Genomic DNA, 17,834 nt, shown 5'->3' with positions numbered 1-17,834 from the left:
CATAGCATGACCTAGGAAAACCTAGATAGATCAACAAACAAGCTAATTTGACCTTAAATTTTTGCGATGTTAAGCTTTTGACCTACATTCAATACTTCAAATTGCAACATCAAAAGTAGTATATAAATCCCGGCCTTGCTAAGTATTTATACTGTATAACTTATCTTTATTAACCATTAACCTTATTACTTTTTTCGTTCATTAAATTCTGAGTAAACAATTAAGCATAAATACTTGTTTTATTGATTACTCAATTACGGCAGCTATGATTTTCTTCTAAATTCTGTCTCCTGACTTCCCCTCCTGGGAGGGGTTAGGGTTAGGTTGTCTCCTGACTCCTGATTCTATCCTACATTTTGTGGTGCGGAATGTTGGTTTTGAGGCTATTTTTCAGATGTTTTTGACTACAGTCTTCTGATTTTCAACTCCCTATTCTCAACTCCATACTTCCCGATCACTCAAATTTATTGTCCTAACTTAAAGAACGTATTGCTACACTGTCATCTTGCAATAGATTGAACTTGCAATCTTAACTACTGACTATTTATAATTTCCCCTTGACTGATGGTATAGACTTTTATTAACAATATGACTATTTGAGATAGGATAGGTATCTCAAATATGGGACTATCATAATCTTCATAGTTAATCTTGAGATTAAAACAAATCTTTGATTTGTATAAAATTTATCAATAGAGGTACGGAAGAATCTGAAGCGAGAGGCAAATAATTGTCCTTTTTCAAAATTAGTCATCTTTTTCGTAACTAAATTTGCCCTCTATTTCGCTATAAGCTTTATGATCAGGACTGTGTGTGGTGTGAAGTGAAGGAGTAAGATGACTGCCGATAGCCAATTCATCTCTGGCAAGGTAATTAGGGGGTTTACAGGACGTGGTTTTCAACCTTTCCTCCCCAGAGATAGACAAAAAAGTCGATTTCTAGAGGGCCTAGAGGTAGGATTTTATAAAAGATTATTTGATATCCTGTTTTCTCTGTTGGTTCTCATATTGTTTGCCCCCGTTTACCTGTTTATAGCTTTACTAATTGTCTTAAGCTCTCCAGGATCTGTTTTTTATGTTCAAGAAAGAGTGGGTAAAAATCGAAAGCTTTTCCGTTGTTTGAAGTTTAGAACTATGGTGAAAAATGCAGATGAAATGTTAGGAGAAATTATGGAAACATCTCCTCATCTGCGCCAAGAATTTCAAGAAAGTTTTAAATTAAAACATGACCCTAGAATTACATGGATCGGTAAATTTCTTAGGGTAACGAGTTTAGATGAATTTCCCCAATTTTGGAATGTTTTGAAAGGTGATATGAGCGTCGTAGGGCCGAGACCATTAGTGGTTGAGGAACTACCAAAATACGGTCATCACATGGATAAAATTCTTACGATCAAACCAGGAATTACAGGTTTATGGCAAGTTTCTGGTCGTAATGATATTCCCTATCCTAAGAGAGTTCAAATCGACCTTTTTTATGTAAACTTCAGAAATTTTTGGATAGATATATGGATCATGTTTAAAACAATTGGTATTGTTGTTTTCCCAAAAAACAATGGTGCTTACTAAGGATTGTTATTAATGACTAAGTGATTTAAAGTTAACTGAAGTTATTACGAGGTTAGAGATTAATAGTATTTTTCCAGCTATTATATTTCTAACCCAAATTGATATGTTTGAATATAGGAGGGAACAGGGAACAGTGGGAAAAAATTTCTCTGTCTAAAGTCGATCACCAGTCTATGTCCTAACCAACTCGTTCCTTGCTATAAAATCTGCTTTAGTGACTTCAGAGAAATAGTATTTTTCAAGGAGCTGATTGCTAGTATCAATATCTATGGCAATTTCCGGCAAGAACTGAAAAAAAAGGGGATTTTTTTGACTTAGCCACAAAAAATATTTGAAAATGTGGTTGGAGGTGATTTGATTGTACGCCAAAAAACTTGAATTAAAACTTAGTAACCAGGAGCGCTCATTTATGGCGAAATGTGCTGGTTATGCTCGTTTTGTTTACAACTATGGCCTCAATATGGTGAATGGAACTTCTGCCATGACCAAAGTTAACAAACGTGGTCAGGAAGTTAGCTTGAGTTACGCATTACGTATTTTAGAAGCTAAAAAAGTCTTTACTAACTATGTCAAAAAGCAGCCAGAATATGCCTGGACAAATAATTATTCGTCTCGCATTTACCAAAGTGCTTTTCAACATCTAGGTGAAGCATTTAAACCGAAATAGGGAATCAGTAAATATCCTAAATTGAAAAGGAAAAAAGACAGACAATCTTTTACTGTTTACAACGGTAATGGAAAAGTTATAGTTAACCCTGGTCAGAAAATTAAAATACCAACATTAGGAACTTTTCGATTATGGGAATCAATACCTTACACCACAGCAAGTCAGACTTTTACTATTAGTAGAACAGGGGAAAAATGGTTTGTTAGTTAAAGCAATTGAAGCTGAGAAGTTGCCAGTTCATCCCCTATTAGATGAGCGGGAATACGAAACTTTTGGTATAGATGTTGGAGTCAAACAATTTGCAAGTATAGCAAACCAAAAAAAGGGGGAAACGAAATTTTAAGTCTCCCAGACTCTATTAAACTAGAGCAATTAAACCTGGCTAAGTTTCAATGGCGCAACCGTATGGAACTAGGAGGTAAAGGTAAACCACCTTCAAAAAATGCCATTAAATACTACAAAAAACTCGCGAAGTATCATGGTCGTATTGCTAATGTGCGTAGGGATTTCATAGAGAAAACTACTACACTCTTAGTGGGTAAAGTTAAGCACGTCTGCTTAGAGAGTTTAAATGTTAAAGGTATGATGAAAAATGGTAAGTTGGCAGCGTCTATAGCCCGCCAAGGATTTTATCAATTTAGACAACGATTGACAACCAAAATCGTCAGCTCTGGTGGGACAGTAGTGCTAGCTGATCAGTGGTTTCCGTCATCCAAAACTTGTCATAGTTGTGGTTACATTCATCAAGAATTAAAGTTAAAAGACCGCACCGGGGAATTGTCCTCACTGCGGAATGAGAATAGACCGGGACTTAAATGCGGCACTGGTGTTATCTCAGTATGGAGAAATTAATCAAAATGCTAGGGGGTAGGCTGTACCCGAATTTACGCTTGTGAACTGGAAGAGGGCGGCCTCCCAGGTTGAAGCAAGAAGCAAACATCACCCACCCCCATCCCCTCCTGGGAGGGGAGCTAGAGGGGTGGGTCAGGTTTTACCCAGTGAGTGCCGGAATTGTATAGGTATTGTACAGCAGTAAAGTTGATAAATATTAACGTAAGCATTCAGCCGTCAGCCAGCCTCCTACCGGAGGAACTGCGGACTTCAGCTATCAGAAGAGTGCTTTTAGTTTTAGGATAAAAGCTTTATTAATTGTCTTACTGCAAAAGTTGCCTCCCTTGNTTACTCATCCAGGACCCTCAAGAGTTTTACCTTTTCACGGGCTGACTAGAACTTCTGAATTGAACCCCATACTCTATGTTGTTTTCTATGTACTGTTATCAGGTGCGTATTACCGCTACTCCTAATATAATCATCATAACACAAATCTGCGTACAATGACAAGAAATAAACGGATAGTAATTCGAGATAAATCAAGTAAATTATGAAAAAATTAATCGATACGCAAAAAGGAAAGACTTATCTGTTACCCAAATCATTCCAGACTACATCAAGGGTTTACCAAAAAATCCCGCTCAAGCGGACGCTACGCGGTTTATTTGTTGGTCGGCAATTCCCCTCCCGTTAACATTCGTATAACGGGAGACCCCTTGCCGACATCAAAGTTGGCTTTCCAATATTCTCAGTATTCGCTTCGCGCCAGCTTTGTAGATCAAATTATTAATAATAATAGAAATATCTCTTTTGACTTTAGTAAAGTTTTGATGATAATTTTTTCGGTTCAACAAAAATTGAATTTCTACAAATTTTCTCAATGCTACGAATATTCAGCGATTAAATAAATAATAGAATGGGTGGGGGAAAATAGAATTTTTTTATTTACTTTAAAAAATCAAAATTATCCCCACCTAATATTCCTACTTCTATTAGAAATTTATCTTTTCTTTTGCGGGTTTAATACCTCACCATAAACGGGGGTGCTGAAAATTGTTTGGAGCTTGTAGACACGGAGTGACCTGTTGAAGACTATCCATAAGCAATTTTGCCTTCTGCCTTCTGACTTCTGCCTTCTAACTTCTGCCTTCTTCAATTAACCATTAACATCACTATCAGCAGAATCCATAGGAGTATACTCTACATAATTTTCTGATGTTACTTCTCCATCCGTAGATGATGCTTCTGGTGGACGACGCTTTCTAGTTCTAGGAGATGTTTCTTCCGAGTAGCTTGCTTCAGGACTAGGGCGACGAGTACGGTTATAGGGTGGTCTTTCTTCAGTACTAGAAGTCTCCCAGCTATCTCGACTACGAGGGCGAGGTAGTCCATCTTCTGGCCTATTAGCATCACTGATATTACCTCGACTGCGAGAAGTAGGTCTCTTATTTTCTAAGTCTACAGAAGTTTCCCAATATTCAGAAGACGCTCTAGTAGGATAATCTTCTGAACGAGGACTACGCTTGCGTAATCTTGGGTTTGTTTCTCCTGGTCTATCATAACTGCTTCTACGATTAGAAGGACGACGGCGGTAGTCATCCTCAAAATTATCTGGCCTAGAAGAACGATAATCTTGAGTACCTCTGATACGACGATTAGCAGGATATTCTTCATAAGGTTCTAGTTCGTCTAAGTCTGATTCTGCATAACCATAAACAGGACTTACTGGTCTTTCTTCATCTACAATAGGGGTACGTTCCCTAGCTTGCTTAGTTGTAAGACCTCTCATTCTGATAGATTCTGCTGCAAAGAATATGGCACTACCAGTTAACAAAAACTGACCGAAAGCTAAAATAGGGTCTAGTCTCCAGCCTTGGAATATGAGAATACCTCCACATAGTAAGCCAATGGCGGCAAAGAAAATATCGTGGTCTCTAGCTAGCTTTGGACGCCATGTGCGGAGGAAGTATAGTCCTGCTCCTGCTACGGCCAGGATTATTCCTAGCAAACTACTCCAATTTAATCCTAAGTTGACCATTCTAAATCTCCTATTAGTAAGTCATCAATTAGTAATTCAAGTTTAATAATCTCTACCCTGACTTGGTATTGAGACTTGAAGTTACTTGGTATATATAATTTATTTAATATTTAGTTGGATATTGCATAGCAATTGCCACTACTGTATTTGACATATTAAAAGCTTAAAACTCAGACAACGCCAGATTTTTCCTTTTGACTTGTGCTATGTCATCAATTTAACAAAGAAAAACCTCAGCTTGTTAGGTTTGGACAATTATATCACTGTCTCCCCTATTCTGTAGTCTGAGGCTTTAACTTTGTCTTTGCAAAAAAAAATTAGGTGAAACTTAAACCAAAAATAGTTTGCTTTTCGGCTCTTCACATAACTGTTAAGTTATTGCAGAAAAAAGTTTATTCCTAAGAAGAATTCGTGATTGTTAGACTTCTAGGAAATGGTATTCTGACTTAACCTTTGCTCCAAAAAGGAAAATGTTTATTATTTAGGGTCTAGGAACGAGTAACTTTATCCTTTTGGCTGACGAATATCAGAAAAATTGTAGCAGGAATAACTACAATTAGAGTTCCCGCCAGTAGACTTAATAAGAAGTTTGATAAAGAAGGAGTCATGGATTATTGCCCTTTGCCACAAAATTTAATTTACTTTAATTTTAAATATTATAGCGGTTTGCGATTTTTTTCAGTAGAAATTTTGGTCGTGGTAAACAAGTAATGATTTTTACAGCTTGCCTTCTGACCATGAATAGGATTTACTAATCAATATCTTTAAATATTTAATACTAGCCAAATCTTGAGTGTAGCTGTGTATAAGGCAAAAGTATCAGTTACTAATGCTTGTGGAATTGTGTCACTGGTGGATTATTTCCACAGCGCTGCACTAAGATTTTTTTGACAAAATTTCATTTTTTTATTATCTTATGGACTATCTGACATTAGCGAATTGGACTCTAGGTATTATCCTGGGGTTAATGACTTTCTTATTTATCTTCCGAATAGTTCTCACATGGTACCCCCAGGTAAATATCAATCAACTTCCATTTAATTTGATTTTTTGGCCGACAGAACCATTTTTAGCCCCCACTAGGAAAATTGTGCCTCCTCTAGGTGGGGTAGATATTAGTCCGATTATTTGGGTAGGTATTTTCAGCTTATTACGAGAGTTGCTTTTGGGCCAGCAAGGTTTATTGAGAATGATGCTGTAGCTAATGAAGGCAGGAGGCAGAAGGCAGAAGGCAGAAGGGAAGAGGTTTTAGATCCACTTTACTTTTTGTTACATACTTAGTTTTTTTTGCGTCAACTTACTTAGGGCTTGCGCTCAAAAGTCTGATGGTGATGATAGGGAACACTTAACTGGGAACAGCTTAGACTATCTACTACGGCCAAATTTTCTGATACTCAGGGGAAAAATATGAGCATTTTGAGACTAATTGAGCCAAAAACCTTACACCCCCTCAGCAATCTTTAACCCTGGAAGCCGTTACAGGTATTGATTACACTTTTATTCAGCAAGCCCTACTTATTTACTACTCTCAGGTTTCATCACAGTCTCAACAAAGTTTGTATATACTTGCCCCTCCAGAAATTCCGGAGTCTCTAAAATTCTTTGATGAAAGCTGATAGTTGTGGGAACTCCTGTCACAGCACATTCTCTGAGAGCGCGTTTCATCCTCTGAATGGCAGTAGGACGGTCTTGTCCCCAAACTATTAATTTACCAATCAAAGAATCATAGTAAGGTGGAATCTCATAGTCTGTATAAACATGAGAGTCCATTCTCACTCCTAAACCTCCCGGTGGTAGATAACCACTAATGCGACCAGGATGGGGGCGAAAATTATGGTCTGGGTCTTCGGCATTAATTCGGCATTCTATTGCATGGCCATTAAAATTTACCTGCTTTTGGGTTAGTCGCAGTTTCTCTCCTTGGGCAATTCTAATTTGCTCGGCAATTAAGTCAAGTCCTGTAATTAGTTCTGTGACTGGATGTTCTACTTGAATCCTAGTATTCATTTCCATAAAGTAGAATTCACCAGACTTGTCTAGGAGAAATTCTACAGTGCCAGCACCTACATAATTAATGGACTTGGCTGCTTTGACTGCGGCTTCTCCCATTTTCTGACGTAGTTTAGGACTTAATGCTGGGCTGGGAGCTTCTTCTAGTAACTTTTGATGGCGACGCTGAATAGAACAGTCTCTCTCTCCCAGGTGAATTACATTTCCGTGACTATCGGCTAGAATTTGAAATTCAATGTGACGTGGACGTTCAATGAATTTTTCTATGTAGACTCCAGAGTTGCCAAAGGCTGCTTCTGCTTCTCCTTGAGCTGCCTGAAGCAGTTTGGAGAGTTCGTTTTCTTGGCGAACCAGTCTCATTCCTCGTCCTCCACCTCCGGCAGTGGCTTTGATCATGAGGGGAACACCGATTTTTTTGGCGATCGCTACTGCTTCTTTTTCATCTTTGAGAAGACCATCACTTCCTGGAACTGTAGGAACTCCGGCTTTTTGCATGGTTTCTTTGGCTGTGGATTTGTCCCCCATTGCCCTAATCCCTTCTGGTGATGGGCCAATAAAAGCAATATCGTGGTCAGCACAGATTTCTGCAAATCGGGCATTTTCAGCCAGAAAGCCATAGCCTGGATGGATGGCAGAGGCATTACGAGTTAAGGCAGCCGATATAATGTTGGGAATATTGAGGTAGCTTTTGCTACTGGTGGGTTCACCAATGCAAACTGCTTCGTCCGCCAGTTGCACATGGAGGGCATGGCGGTCTATGGTTGAGTGGACGGCGATGGTGGCTATGCCCATTTCTTCGCAGGTGCGGAGAATGCGTAGGGCTATTTCGCCTCGGTTGGCTATTAGGATTTTAGAGAACCGCATTTTCGGTGCTTTTAGCTCAATTATTCAGTTAGGATAAGACTTTTTGGGTTTTTAGGAAAGATGTGAGAAAATTTCTTGTAGACATTCCAGAATTTTATGTTATTATTGTATATTGTTAGCTAAAATGCCGTAATTTTATTGAAGTTTGGTTGATAGATGCTAACTAGAGCGGATGTGGCGGAATTGGTATACGCGCACGTTTGAGGGACGTGTGGCTTTGCCTTGCGAGTTCGAGTCTCGCCATCCGCATTGGAGAATGGTCAGGGGTTATTAGCTTAACCTCTGATTTTCTCTTTTTTGGACTCAGGAATTAATGTTAGATATGGAGAATTAAAACTATAGTGCTATAGCTTATGTCGTGTTTTGGTGGGATAAAGTGTCTAGTAGTGTTTTTTGGCATGAGGCGATCGCCTAGCAAATTTTTCTGGCTAGATAATCGAAAATTATTCTAGTCAGGACTAAGGGATTTTTTCCGAGAAAACCACTATATGTACCATAGTGCTATAGTTTTTATCTACTATATATAGTACTTTGACCTAAGTCCTGTCTAATGAATAACTATAGTGCTATGTTGGTAACGCTCAGAATGATTGACTGGGGAGTGGAAGTGTCTCAACTATAACGTTATAGTTTTCTTATGGTAGTCAGTCACATTTCGTGAGCTTCCAACTATTGTGGGTGAAGGGGAGATTTTTTGCTCTCCACTTACCTCAGTCTCCATTTTTTGGTGGCGTTCACAATGATTAACTGGGGAGTGGAAGTGTCTCAACTATAACGTTATAGTTTTCTCATGGTAGTCATTCACATTTTGTGAGCCTCCAACTATTGTGGGTGAAGGGGAGATTTTTTGCTCTCCACTTACCTCAGTCTCCATTTTTTGGTGGCGTTCACAATGATTAGCTGAGGAGTGGAAGTATCTTAACTCAAACGTTATAGTTTTCTCATAGCAGTCAGTCACATTTTGTGAGCCTCCAACTATTGTGGATGAAGGGGAGATTTATTACTCCCCACTTACCTCAGTCTCCATTTTTTTGGTGGCGTTCACAATGATTAACTGGGGAGTGGAAGTGTCTCAACTATAACGTTATAGTTTTCTTATGGTAGTCAGTCACATTTTGTGAGCCTCCAACTATTGTGGATGAAGGGGAGATTTATTACTCCCCACTTACCTCAGTCTCCATTTTTTGGTGGCGTTCACAATGATTAACTGGGGAGTGGAAGTGTCTCAACTATAACGTTATAGTTTTCTCATGGTAGTCAGTCACATTTTGTGAGCCTCCAACTATTGTGGATGAAGGGGAGATTTATTACTCCCCACTTACCTCAGTCTCCATTTTTTGGTGGCGTTCACAATGATTAACTGGGGAGTGGAAGTGTCTCAACTATAACGTTATAGTTTTCTCATGGTAGTCAGTCACATTTTGTGAGCCTCCAACTATTGTGGGTGAAGGGGAGATTTTTTGCTCTCCACTTACCTCAGTCTCCATTTTTTGGTGGCGCTCACAATGATTGACTGGGGAGTGGAAGTATCTCAACTATAACGTTATAGTTTTCTCATGGCAGTCATTCACATTTTTTGAGCTTCCAATCAAAAACTATAGTGCTATAGCTGTTCTAATGTTTGAGCTGTAGAAATACCTCAAGGTGTGTTTTTGGGATGGGGCGATCGCCTAGAAAATTTTCATGGCCAGATAATCAGAAAATCTTTGAAATATACTCCGCAGCAAATACGACTAACTATCCAGAAGCAAAAAAGGTTAAGTTTTAGATGTGATGAAGTGCTTATTTTGGAGGAGTAGTCCATTGACAATCAAAAGTATGATCGAGTAATTTTTTGAGGCTAATTACTTTAATGTTTTGGTCATGAATTTCACCTGTTTGACTTTGAATATTAATTATTTCATAACCAATATTATTTAATTCTTCTGTTAAAGATACATATCCAAAATAGCCATAAGCATCTTTAATTAATTCTCGTTCTTCTGGTATAGATATATCCCAACAAACTATAAAATTAGTCACAATAAAAGGATGATTATATTCATCTGTCGGGGAAAAAGTGTATTTATATTCTAGTCCTCTGTGAACCGTGTCTTTTAAGCTATTTTCTTTTAATGGAACTGCTATACTATCAAGACCAACGCCACAAAAAGTTCTTGGACGTACCCATAATTCTGCGTAAGGTAAGTCAACAGTAACTAAGTGAGAAAACATTGTATATAATGCTCCAACCCAATGTTCTTCTCCTATTTCTGGTTGTATAATCCATTTATTTTTTAATTGTTCTATGTTGTTAACTTTAAACCTAGTTCTATTTTTAATATCTTTTTTCAGCTTGTCTAATTTTTGAATATATGTCTCTAATTTTGCCTCTTGATTTTCCTTGTTTAATCTTTCAATAAATTCACGAAAAACAGAAACTTGTCGTTGAGCTTCATCTAAAAATTTTTTTATGTTTTTCAGGAATGAATCGTCTTTTAATATCTGTTTAGAATCATCAGTCAAAGAATTTCTATTTGTGACTACATTAAAACTACCGTTGACGATCAAAATATAATGAGATTTCACTTTGGTATCTGCAAGTATGGAATAGTCTTCTAATAATGGATGCTCAAAAATTTTATTGTAAGAACAAATTTTTACACCTTCAGATGAAATGAAAGTTCCTCTTTGATCTACTAATTTAATTCCTGATTTCCCATCGCCTTTTCTACTTAATTCTGGATATTTATTTAATGCTCTTTTATTTCCATCTATTGCTAAAGTGATACAATAAGTTGTTTCCTGATATGAAAAAGTAGAACAATAACGGCCTGAAAAATTACCATGATCGAGACTTGATACTTGAGCAGGAGTTTTGATTTTTTCGGTGGCATCCGGTTTTTTTAAATAAGGATATCCTGGTTTAATTTCTTCTAATTCGTATTTATTATATTTAATCATAGACCATAGAAAAAGTTGACATTGGTCGTTGTATCCAATAGTTTCTCTAAATGAAAGTTCTCTTCTTTTGGGAAAATCTGTCTCATCAGCTCTAAGTATTCTCATGTCACCATGTCTAGTATTGAAGCGGATATAATGCTTTAAATAAGACCATTGATTTTTTCCATATTCATTTGAAGAATAAAAATTTGAGAAGTCTTGAACTTCTAATCCATCAACAATAATCATTGTTCCTTGATGATTAAATTGAGTAGTAAAAAAATCTTGATTTAATTTTTTAAGTATATTTTTTGTTTGAGCTTTTGCTGTGGGGAAAAGTTCACTTAGACTATCCCAAGGTTGGTCACTAAACTCAGAAGCAATATTAAAAGACTGATCGATATTTTTTTGGGGATTATCTATTGATATATATCTCCACCAAAGTTCATCTGAACATTTAGTAATGATAGTAATATTTTTAGATGCAAAACAAAGTTTAGAACCTTGACATTTATACCCTATAGACTCTCCTTGAATTTTTGTAGATTTTCCGATTGAGAAAAAAGCTACATAAGGGGTAATACCATTAATTTCTTCTGTTTCACTTAAACCAATGCCATTATCAAAATATATAAATCCTTTTTCTTGTAAAAGTGGGTATATTTGAATGTTAGAAGCATTGGCATCATAAGAATTAGAGATTAATTCACGAATAACTTCACATGGATCTTTGCGGTTCACAGAAAGTTCAGAAAGAATATGATTATAAGAAATAATGGGATATTTGGGTTTTCTTACTTCTGACATATTAATTTGTATTGATTGACTATTCTAATAATATATTGGTCAAGTATAAATTAGGATATTAGGAAACAATTATGGCTGTAGAAAGCTACTATATTCCTGTTGTTGATTTAGCATTATTTTTACTAAGACAAAATCCATAAGAAGTGACATAGAATAATATTTTAATCAGAGTTGACTGTAGATCGAGATAGATAGGTTAATCAATTTCATAATTCTGTGCCACCTCAGATAAAATTGCTATAACATCCAATACCTAAGACTTAAGACTTAAGACCTAACACCTAATTCTGTGCCACCTCAGATAAAATTGGTATAAGAGACTTCTAAGTGAAAAATATCCCATTGCACTGAATTTAGGGGAATAACAAGTAGAGAGTAAGGGGAGTCCAAGAGTTGGATAATTTATTTTTTGCTATTCCCTAACAGGATTATTTATTAATTGTATGTTTAGTAAAAATACGGGCAATTTTGTTTCTGTCATTTATTTTTAGAAAATTTATTATAGCAATTTAAGGACAGGTTAGGACATATCAACAGCTTAAAACTCAGGCAACGCAAGATTTTTCTTTTTTCCAACTTCAGTCCTTCCTTCTTCCTTCTGCTGTAATACTAGAAATTGCTTCCTAATATCTCAAACAAAAATCAGCGATCGCTATTTTGCATAAGTTAAAAAAACTATCGCCTAATCATAGTTAAATCTGGTGTAATTTTTTATTTTTCCAATACGATTCAGTTAAGAATTTTTAGGATAAAGCTGTGGGATAAAAAGCAATTTTTTGTGTTGCTTATCAGATTAATTTTCCTTTGATATGAACTGTAGTAATTTATCAAAATCATAATAGTCTAAAACCCCACATTTTAAGGCGTAATATTTTTGGAGAGTTGCTCAAAATCCCCGTTTAAAAACCACTTTTGACTTCTTAATTATGAATTTTTACTTCGTTAAATTCTACCTAAAATACCACGTAATTATGGTTTGCTGAAAAAGTTTTTTTTAGGAGTAGGAGACAGGATAAATGGGAATGAGCGAGGAGGCAGGATCTAAGCTTTGTAAGAATGATTTTTCTGCCCAACTATGCAGCTAAAATACTAAATTTTTGAGCATTTTAGACCGAAAAGCTTGCACTTTTTAAAGACATAAAAAAGGCTAAAATTCTTATCTGTCAATGCTTTTATATTTAATCAGCAAGACCTAATTATGTAACTTTTTTTTATGTGACTAATTGATTTTATCTACTATTCAGTAAACTCACAACCTAATACCATTTTTAAAAAAGATTGTTACGAATAATAAGGGAAGTTAAAAAACTCTATCGGATATTTCCCTTAAACTAAAAAGATAAGTTATGACCTAGTTATTTATAGCAAATATTTATCAAATTGTTATATAGCAGTCGAAACAAAGGTTAGGGCATTTACAAAGACTCAAACTCAGTCAAGGATTACTTTTAACTTTTGAATTTTGAATTTTGAATTTTGAATTTTGCCTTGTGCGGAGAACTATAACGCCTTATTCAGGGATTTGAATTATACAATTTAGTTTCCAACTCTTGTAAAATTTGCTTTTTATCCTGACTACCTTTCAACATTCCGAAAATATCTAATTTCTGCTCTAATTTTCTTTCTCCACCATCGCCAATTACCCAACTAACTTGATTAATAGCATTCATAATTCCACTATAAGCAACTGCCCCGGAAAAATTTCCCTCCTCAGTAATTCCTAATTTAATTTTCTCCTGAGTACTCATTTCTAAAGTTGAAGCGATCGCTACTAAACCAACAGCTCCAATTAAAGCTTCTCCTCCTTTTAATACTTTTACTCCTGCTAATACTCCAACACCACCACTAACTACTGCATCATCTGCTTCCTCGATTAACATTCCTTTCTGAATGGCAATATTTCCGAAACTATTTGTGGTTTTTGTTTGATTTTCTGCCTGTTTGACAAACTGTTCTACTTTCCTGAATTTGCTAAAAACTGAGTAAAATTCTTCCCGTTCTATCCTTTCTAATTCTAACTCTATTTCAAAATATCTTTCTCTTAAAAGTTGATATACAATTTTACATATTCTCGGAATTTCTGCCTGAATAATTATCGAGTCTAAACTTTCTGAAATCAAATTATCTGACACTTTTGCACCTTCTTTAATCTCCTGATAGAAAGATAAATATTTCCGACGTTGATTATTATTTATTTCTGGGTTATTGTAAATCAAATCTACAATTAACATATCTATTCTTAACCCAGTTGATGTAGCACTTGCCAATAAATATTTATCTTTCAGTTCAGAAGTGATCGCTGAATTTAAAATCATTACATTTAACTGTTGAAAATCATCTAATTCAGGCAAAGGATCTGCTGCTTTAATATATTGATAAATACTCTTAATTTGATATTTTTTAACTTCGCTTAAATTGGCAAACTCTAAAACTTCTTCCAAACTTTTATCAATACCTATCCACCGCGAATTTTCACTGGCAATTGTATAACGTAAACCAATTAAGGAATCTATATTTGAAGAATTAACAAGAAAATCTAATAGATTGAGTGCTGCTAAATCATAAACATATAAACCAGCATTAATTCTGTTATAAGCTTCTAAAGATCTAGTTTTGCTTCTCTCATAAATTGATGCATGAACTACCAAATTATTCATCCGACGGTCTAGGTTTAATTCAGGGTTATAAAAAGTATGTAAAACTAGAAAGGCATCATTTCCTTGTAAACCGCATTTTTTTAATCGTAAAGTAGAACCTTCAGTACTATTCGGACGAATTCTCACGTTATAGCTTTTACCTGATTTGAGAGTTACTTTTTGAGTACCTCCCTGACTAGCAGTTTGATAAGCAACAAAGATATGATATATTTCTTCTTGTTCTAAATCATTTTCTATTTCTGGCGATAATTCAGAATTAGTTTGCTGTGTTCCAAAAGCAGATTCTTTAACAGTGTCTCTAAAATATTTACCAATATTTGATGTTTTATTACTGATGATTTCTTCCATTTCTGAAGCTTTACTTTTAGCAGTTTCGGAAGCTTTTTCACTGATTGACTTCCCGGCTTTAGATACTTTTTTACCAATATTGTCTCTAACTGTTGATGTTTTGTCAGTCACTGATTTCCATAAGGATGATGGTTGTTTTTTATTCATAATTTTGATTATTTATAGATTATATAGAATCCGGTTATAAAGTATATGTTTATGATGTTTATAATTCTATCCACACTTCAATCTCCCCATTCACTAAAGTCAAAAGTTAAAAGTGATACTTTATATCAAATCCGCTTAATTCGGTATAAAAAATGTTCCATCTTCAAACATTACCAAATATTTCTGGATCTCCCCATCTCCCCACACCCAGGTTTATAAAGAATTAAATAGCCCTGATTTTGATGCTAGTGCAGGATGGCGGAAATAACTGACCAGTTACAAAATCCTAAAACAATTACAAATCAATACTTTTGACTTTTAACTTTTAACTTTTAACTTTTGACTTTTGACTTCCGCGTAGCGGCGCTAGTAGAAAGAATTGAGTCGGGACGCTATGATCGAAATAACTAAGTTAAGTTCTGTAAAGAAAAAAATTGACTGCTATTTCACCCAAAAGTCCTATTATACAGCCCAAGCCTTGGTATTCCCTAGCTCCCTTATGGCAAGGAGGAGAAGAAGCAGTCCGCCAAGGTCTGCCCCACTCCCAACTTTCACCTGCATGGCAAATATTACTACTTGGAGATGGCTCTCCCACTCGTCACTTACAACTTTTGACAACTGAACCCACAGAAGTTGATGTAATTGATATGTCTCCTATTGGCATGAATCTTGATAATGCCCCTGACTTAATTAATGCCCTACCTGGCCCTAGACTGCGACGGCAGGTATGGTTGAGAACAACTTCAGGACAAAGACTAGCTTATGCTGCTTCGTGGTGGGAAGCAAGTCATGTGGATGAGTATTTGCAAAATCGGTCTTTGCCTATTTGGGCTAGTTTAGCTCGTTTGCGGACTGAATTATATCGAGATGTCCAAGGAATTTATTATGGTCATTCTAGAGAATTAGAGTTAGCTTTTGGCCAGTTAGGACCATTTTGGGGACGACATTACCTATTTTGGCATCATGGCCAGCCACTGACATTAATTTATGAGGTATTTTCACCTTATCTGAGGAAATATTTAGGACCAACAAATGTTATGGATGGCGATTCTCCAAAGTAATAGTTGTTATACTATTTCACTTTCAGATATATTACAAATGGTTTCATACCTAGGTTATGTGAAATAATCGTTAGTATTAAGAAATTATCAAAAGTATAAAACTGTAAAAGTTGTATGAAATAATTTAGCAAGGAATTGATTATAAACGTTAAACTTAAAGTCTATAAATGTAAGCATTCAGCTATCAGCAACAAGACTCTCTCTTTCAGGAAAGTGTTTAAATTAAAATAGACTTTAAGGGCAAGGGAGCCAACTGTTGTAATCAGACAATTAATAAAGCTTTTATCCTAAACTAAGAGCAATAGCTGAAGTCCGCAGTTCCTCCGGAGGAGGCTAGTTGATGGCTGACGGCTGAATGCTTACCTATAATTTACGTAAAAATGGAGGGAAAATATGAGCAATCAAGAAGATAGAGAAAAATTTCAAGAGTTAATCAAGCAAGCCAAGGAGGCTAATAAAGACAATAATATTTCTGATAGTGAAGCCAGAAAAGAAGTTTATGATAATCTTGAAAATAAGAGCTTAAGGTATTTCCTGAAAATTTTTGGTAAAGACGATTATAATGTTGATGATGATGAAATGGGGTTATTAGATTGGCTAATGAATGATTTATTTAAAACAGAAAATAAGGATGAATATCAAAAAAGAATTGATAATATGAGCAAGTAAATATTACTTTTGATTTAAAAAACCACTCCATAATCTGAAAAGAGGTGTGGTTTTTTTTCAGCAGAGAAGGGCGGAAAAATAAAGGGACAAATATATCCGACTACCTCCTCTATAATTCTTATTTATCCTGACTCGGTCTTCCTGACTCCTGACTCCTACCCTTGCTCATAGGAATTTTTCAGCAAACCCTAATTAACCGAAAAAATGGGTCTCAAGCCTAGCCCATAAGCGGGCGACTTTTTATTGCTTGCGGGTTGATTTTTTTCAATAAATATGTTATCATATTGTTAGTTTGATGCGTCAAGTTATGAAAGCTAGATTTAAGTACCGTATATATCCAACCCCGGGACAAAAATACCGAGAGCGCCAAGCTATTTGGCTGTGTCCGTGTGGCGAGTGAATGATAGTCTAGTCTGCTGGTCTATCGCTGCCAGAAAATTATGGAGCAGCAGGAATTTGTTCAGGGTTTAACCTGTTTTCACGCTGTGGCCTCAAACTAGAAATGCTTAATCATCACTAATCATCCGGACATGATATAACTCGTATAAAGCCTCCGCTTCCCTCTCAAACAACTTGAGAGCAATAGGAAAAACTGTTGGATCTGAGGTTTTAGGTTTGAGATGTTTAACTACACATTTAGGATTTCTTGGTAAATCTAAATCTTCAGCTAAGTAGGTATCCCCGAACCCTCCACTGCCAAGAGTTTTAATAATTTTGTAATGGTTTCTCAGGATTGTTCCAGGCCGCATTTTCAGTTATCAGTTATCAGTTATCAGTTATCAGCTTTTTCAGTTATCAGTGCGATAAGTGTAGGTTGGGTTGAACGGAGTGAAACCCAACAAAAACCTTTCTCCCCTTCTCCCTAATGCACAGTTTTAGCTGTGTCGGTTCAGCAGGGTGCGTTAGCAAAGCGTAACGCACCGAAGTATTTGGGATGGGCGGTGCGTTACATTTCATTAACGCTACTAAACTAAACCAACGATTACCTCTTCTATATTTTTTTGGCCTAACTTAACTTGAGTATATATGAGCGCACCTTTTCCATTATGAATATAATACCATGTCAAATTTTCTTGTCAACCCCCTTTTTCAGTTATCAGTTAACAGTTATCAGTTATCAGCACCGAAGTGTTTGGGATAGGTGGTGCGTTACATTTCATTAACGCACCCTACTTTTTCAGTTATCAGTTATCAGTTATGAGCTTTTGGGGAATAGGCAATGGGCAATAGGGAAGAAGGGAAAAA

At 36.0% G+C, this 17,834-nt stretch carries 15 protein-coding genes and 1 tRNA gene; 10 read left to right on the top strand and 6 right to left on the bottom strand.

Features of this window, described 5'->3' with window-relative positions; all coding sequences use genetic code 11:
• The first annotated feature begins 836 nt into the window (after positions 1–836).
• The 5 genes from F6K54_RS01300 (at position 837) to F6K54_RS01280 (ending at position 3,087) form a co-directional block, all read left to right on the top strand.
• A complete protein-coding gene (locus F6K54_RS01300; protein ID WP_293073366.1) occupies positions 837–1,568 on the top strand; it encodes a sugar transferase in 732 nt (243 codons plus the stop codon).
• A gap of 358 nt (positions 1,569–1,926) precedes the next feature.
• A complete protein-coding gene (locus tag F6K54_RS01295; RefSeq protein WP_293073363.1) occupies positions 1,927–2,235 on the top strand; it encodes a helix-turn-helix domain-containing protein in 309 nt (102 codons plus the stop codon).
• A gap of 21 nt (positions 2,236–2,256) precedes the next feature.
• Positions 2,257–2,445 (top strand): hypothetical protein, encoded by a 189-nt coding sequence (locus tag F6K54_RS01290; RefSeq protein WP_293073360.1) that lies wholly within the window; start codon positions 2,257–2,259, stop codon positions 2,443–2,445.
• Entirely contained in the window at positions 2,435–2,578 is a 144-nt protein-coding gene (locus F6K54_RS01285; RefSeq protein ID WP_293073357.1) for a hypothetical protein, read from the top strand. Before F6K54_RS01290 ends, F6K54_RS01285 begins: the two co-directional genes overlap by 11 nt.
• Positions 2,533–3,087, top strand: coding sequence for a transposase (locus F6K54_RS01280; protein ID WP_366558017.1), 555 nt, complete (start codon positions 2,533–2,535; stop codon positions 3,085–3,087). Before F6K54_RS01285 ends, F6K54_RS01280 begins: the two co-directional genes overlap by 46 nt.
• Positions 3,088–4,222: 1,135 nt before the next feature.
• Here the strand turns inward: F6K54_RS01280 and F6K54_RS01275 are convergent.
• The gene (locus F6K54_RS01275; RefSeq protein WP_293073354.1) at positions 4,223–5,104 is read right to left on the bottom strand and encodes a Ycf66 family protein; all 882 of its coding nucleotides are present in this window, start codon (positions 5,102–5,104) and stop codon (positions 4,223–4,225) included.
• Positions 5,105–5,592: 488 nt separating this feature from the next.
• Positions 5,593–5,712 (bottom strand): photosystem II reaction center X protein, encoded by a 120-nt coding sequence (gene psbX, locus F6K54_RS01270; RefSeq protein WP_124146589.1) that lies wholly within the window; start codon positions 5,710–5,712, stop codon positions 5,593–5,595.
• 308 nt (positions 5,713–6,020) lie between these two features.
• Here psbX and F6K54_RS01265 point away from each other — a divergent pair, with 308 nt between their 5' ends.
• Positions 6,021–6,305, top strand: coding sequence for a YggT family protein (locus F6K54_RS01265; protein ID WP_202221485.1), 285 nt, complete (start codon positions 6,021–6,023; stop codon positions 6,303–6,305).
• A 314-nt stretch (positions 6,306–6,619) separates the two neighbouring features.
• Here F6K54_RS01265 and accC read toward each other — a convergent pair whose 3' ends face one another.
• The gene (gene accC / locus F6K54_RS01260) at positions 6,620–7,978 is read right to left on the bottom strand and encodes an acetyl-CoA carboxylase biotin carboxylase subunit (RefSeq protein ID WP_293073344.1); all 1,359 of its coding nucleotides are present in this window, start codon (positions 7,976–7,978) and stop codon (positions 6,620–6,622) included.
• Between the two features lie 168 nt (positions 7,979–8,146).
• Between accC and F6K54_RS01255 the strand changes: the two genes are divergently transcribed.
• Positions 8,147–8,227, top strand: a tRNA-Leu gene (locus F6K54_RS01255).
• A gap of 1,533 nt (positions 8,228–9,760) precedes the next feature.
• Here the strand turns inward: F6K54_RS01255 and F6K54_RS01250 are convergent.
• Both F6K54_RS01250 and F6K54_RS01245 read right to left on the bottom strand, forming a co-directional pair.
• Complete coding sequence (locus F6K54_RS01250) at positions 9,761–11,707, bottom strand: ATP-binding protein (protein WP_293073340.1); 1,947 nt, start codon at positions 11,705–11,707, stop codon at positions 9,761–9,763.
• 1,514 nt (positions 11,708–13,221) lie between these two features.
• The gene (locus F6K54_RS01245) at positions 13,222–14,859 is read right to left on the bottom strand and encodes a hypothetical protein (protein ID WP_293073337.1); all 1,638 of its coding nucleotides are present in this window, start codon (positions 14,857–14,859) and stop codon (positions 13,222–13,224) included.
• A gap of 434 nt (positions 14,860–15,293) precedes the next feature.
• On the opposite strand from F6K54_RS01245, the gene F6K54_RS01240 reads away from it, so the two are divergent.
• The 3 genes from F6K54_RS01240 to F6K54_RS42555 all read left to right on the top strand — a co-directional run bounded on the left by F6K54_RS01240 (position 15,294) and on the right by F6K54_RS42555 (position 16,989).
• A complete protein-coding gene (locus F6K54_RS01240; RefSeq protein WP_293073334.1) occupies positions 15,294–15,920 on the top strand; it encodes a chorismate lyase in 627 nt (208 codons plus the stop codon).
• Between the two features lie 393 nt (positions 15,921–16,313).
• Complete coding sequence (locus tag F6K54_RS01235) at positions 16,314–16,589, top strand: hypothetical protein (protein ID WP_293073332.1); 276 nt, start codon at positions 16,314–16,316, stop codon at positions 16,587–16,589.
• A gap of 295 nt (positions 16,590–16,884) precedes the next feature.
• Positions 16,885–16,989 carry a helix-turn-helix domain-containing protein gene (locus F6K54_RS42555; RefSeq protein ID WP_366558014.1) on the top strand — a complete coding sequence of 35 codons (105 nt, stop codon included), beginning with the start codon at positions 16,885–16,887 and terminating at the stop codon, positions 16,987–16,989.
• Between the two features lie 106 nt (positions 16,990–17,095).
• Here the strand turns inward: F6K54_RS42555 and F6K54_RS01230 are convergent, their stop codons facing one another.
• Entirely contained in the window at positions 17,096–17,338 is a 243-nt protein-coding gene (locus tag F6K54_RS01230) for a hypothetical protein (RefSeq protein WP_366558013.1), read from the bottom strand.
• Positions 17,339–17,834: the final 496 nt, after the last annotated feature.

Source organism: Okeania sp. SIO3B5, assembly GCF_010692555.1.
GTDB lineage: Bacteria > Cyanobacteriota > Cyanobacteriia > Cyanobacteriales > Microcoleaceae > Okeania.
This window is presented reverse-complemented; position numbering and strand designations above follow the sequence as displayed.

Bases quoted from the DNA above. Each gene is read 5' to 3' on its own strand.
- psbX (WP_124146589.1), bottom strand. From the start codon at position 5,712: ATGACTCCTTCTTTATCAAACTTCTTATTAAGTCTACTGGCGGGAACT.
- F6K54_RS01230 (WP_366558013.1), bottom strand. From the start codon at position 17,338: ATGCGGCCTGGAACAATCCTGAGAAACCATTACAAAATTATTAAAACT.
- accC (WP_293073344.1), bottom strand. From the start codon at position 7,978: ATGCGGTTCTCTAAAATCCTAATAGCCAACCGAGGCGAAATAGCCCTA.
- F6K54_RS01265 (WP_202221485.1), top strand. From the start codon at position 6,021: ATGGACTATCTGACATTAGCGAATTGGACTCTAGGTATTATCCTGGGG.
- F6K54_RS01300 (WP_293073366.1), top strand. From the start codon at position 837: ATGACTGCCGATAGCCAATTCATCTCTGGCAAGGTAATTAGGGGGTTT.
- F6K54_RS42555 (WP_366558014.1), top strand. From the start codon at position 16,885: ATGCGTCAAGTTATGAAAGCTAGATTTAAGTACCGTATATATCCAACC.
- F6K54_RS01275 (WP_293073354.1), bottom strand. From the start codon at position 5,104: ATGGTCAACTTAGGATTAAATTGGAGTAGTTTGCTAGGAATAATCCTG.
- F6K54_RS01235 (WP_293073332.1), top strand. From the start codon at position 16,314: ATGAGCAATCAAGAAGATAGAGAAAAATTTCAAGAGTTAATCAAGCAA.
- F6K54_RS01250 (WP_293073340.1), bottom strand. From the start codon at position 11,707: ATGTCAGAAGTAAGAAAACCCAAATATCCCATTATTTCTTATAATCAT.
- F6K54_RS01245 (WP_293073337.1), bottom strand. From the start codon at position 14,859: ATGAATAAAAAACAACCATCATCCTTATGGAAATCAGTGACTGACAAA.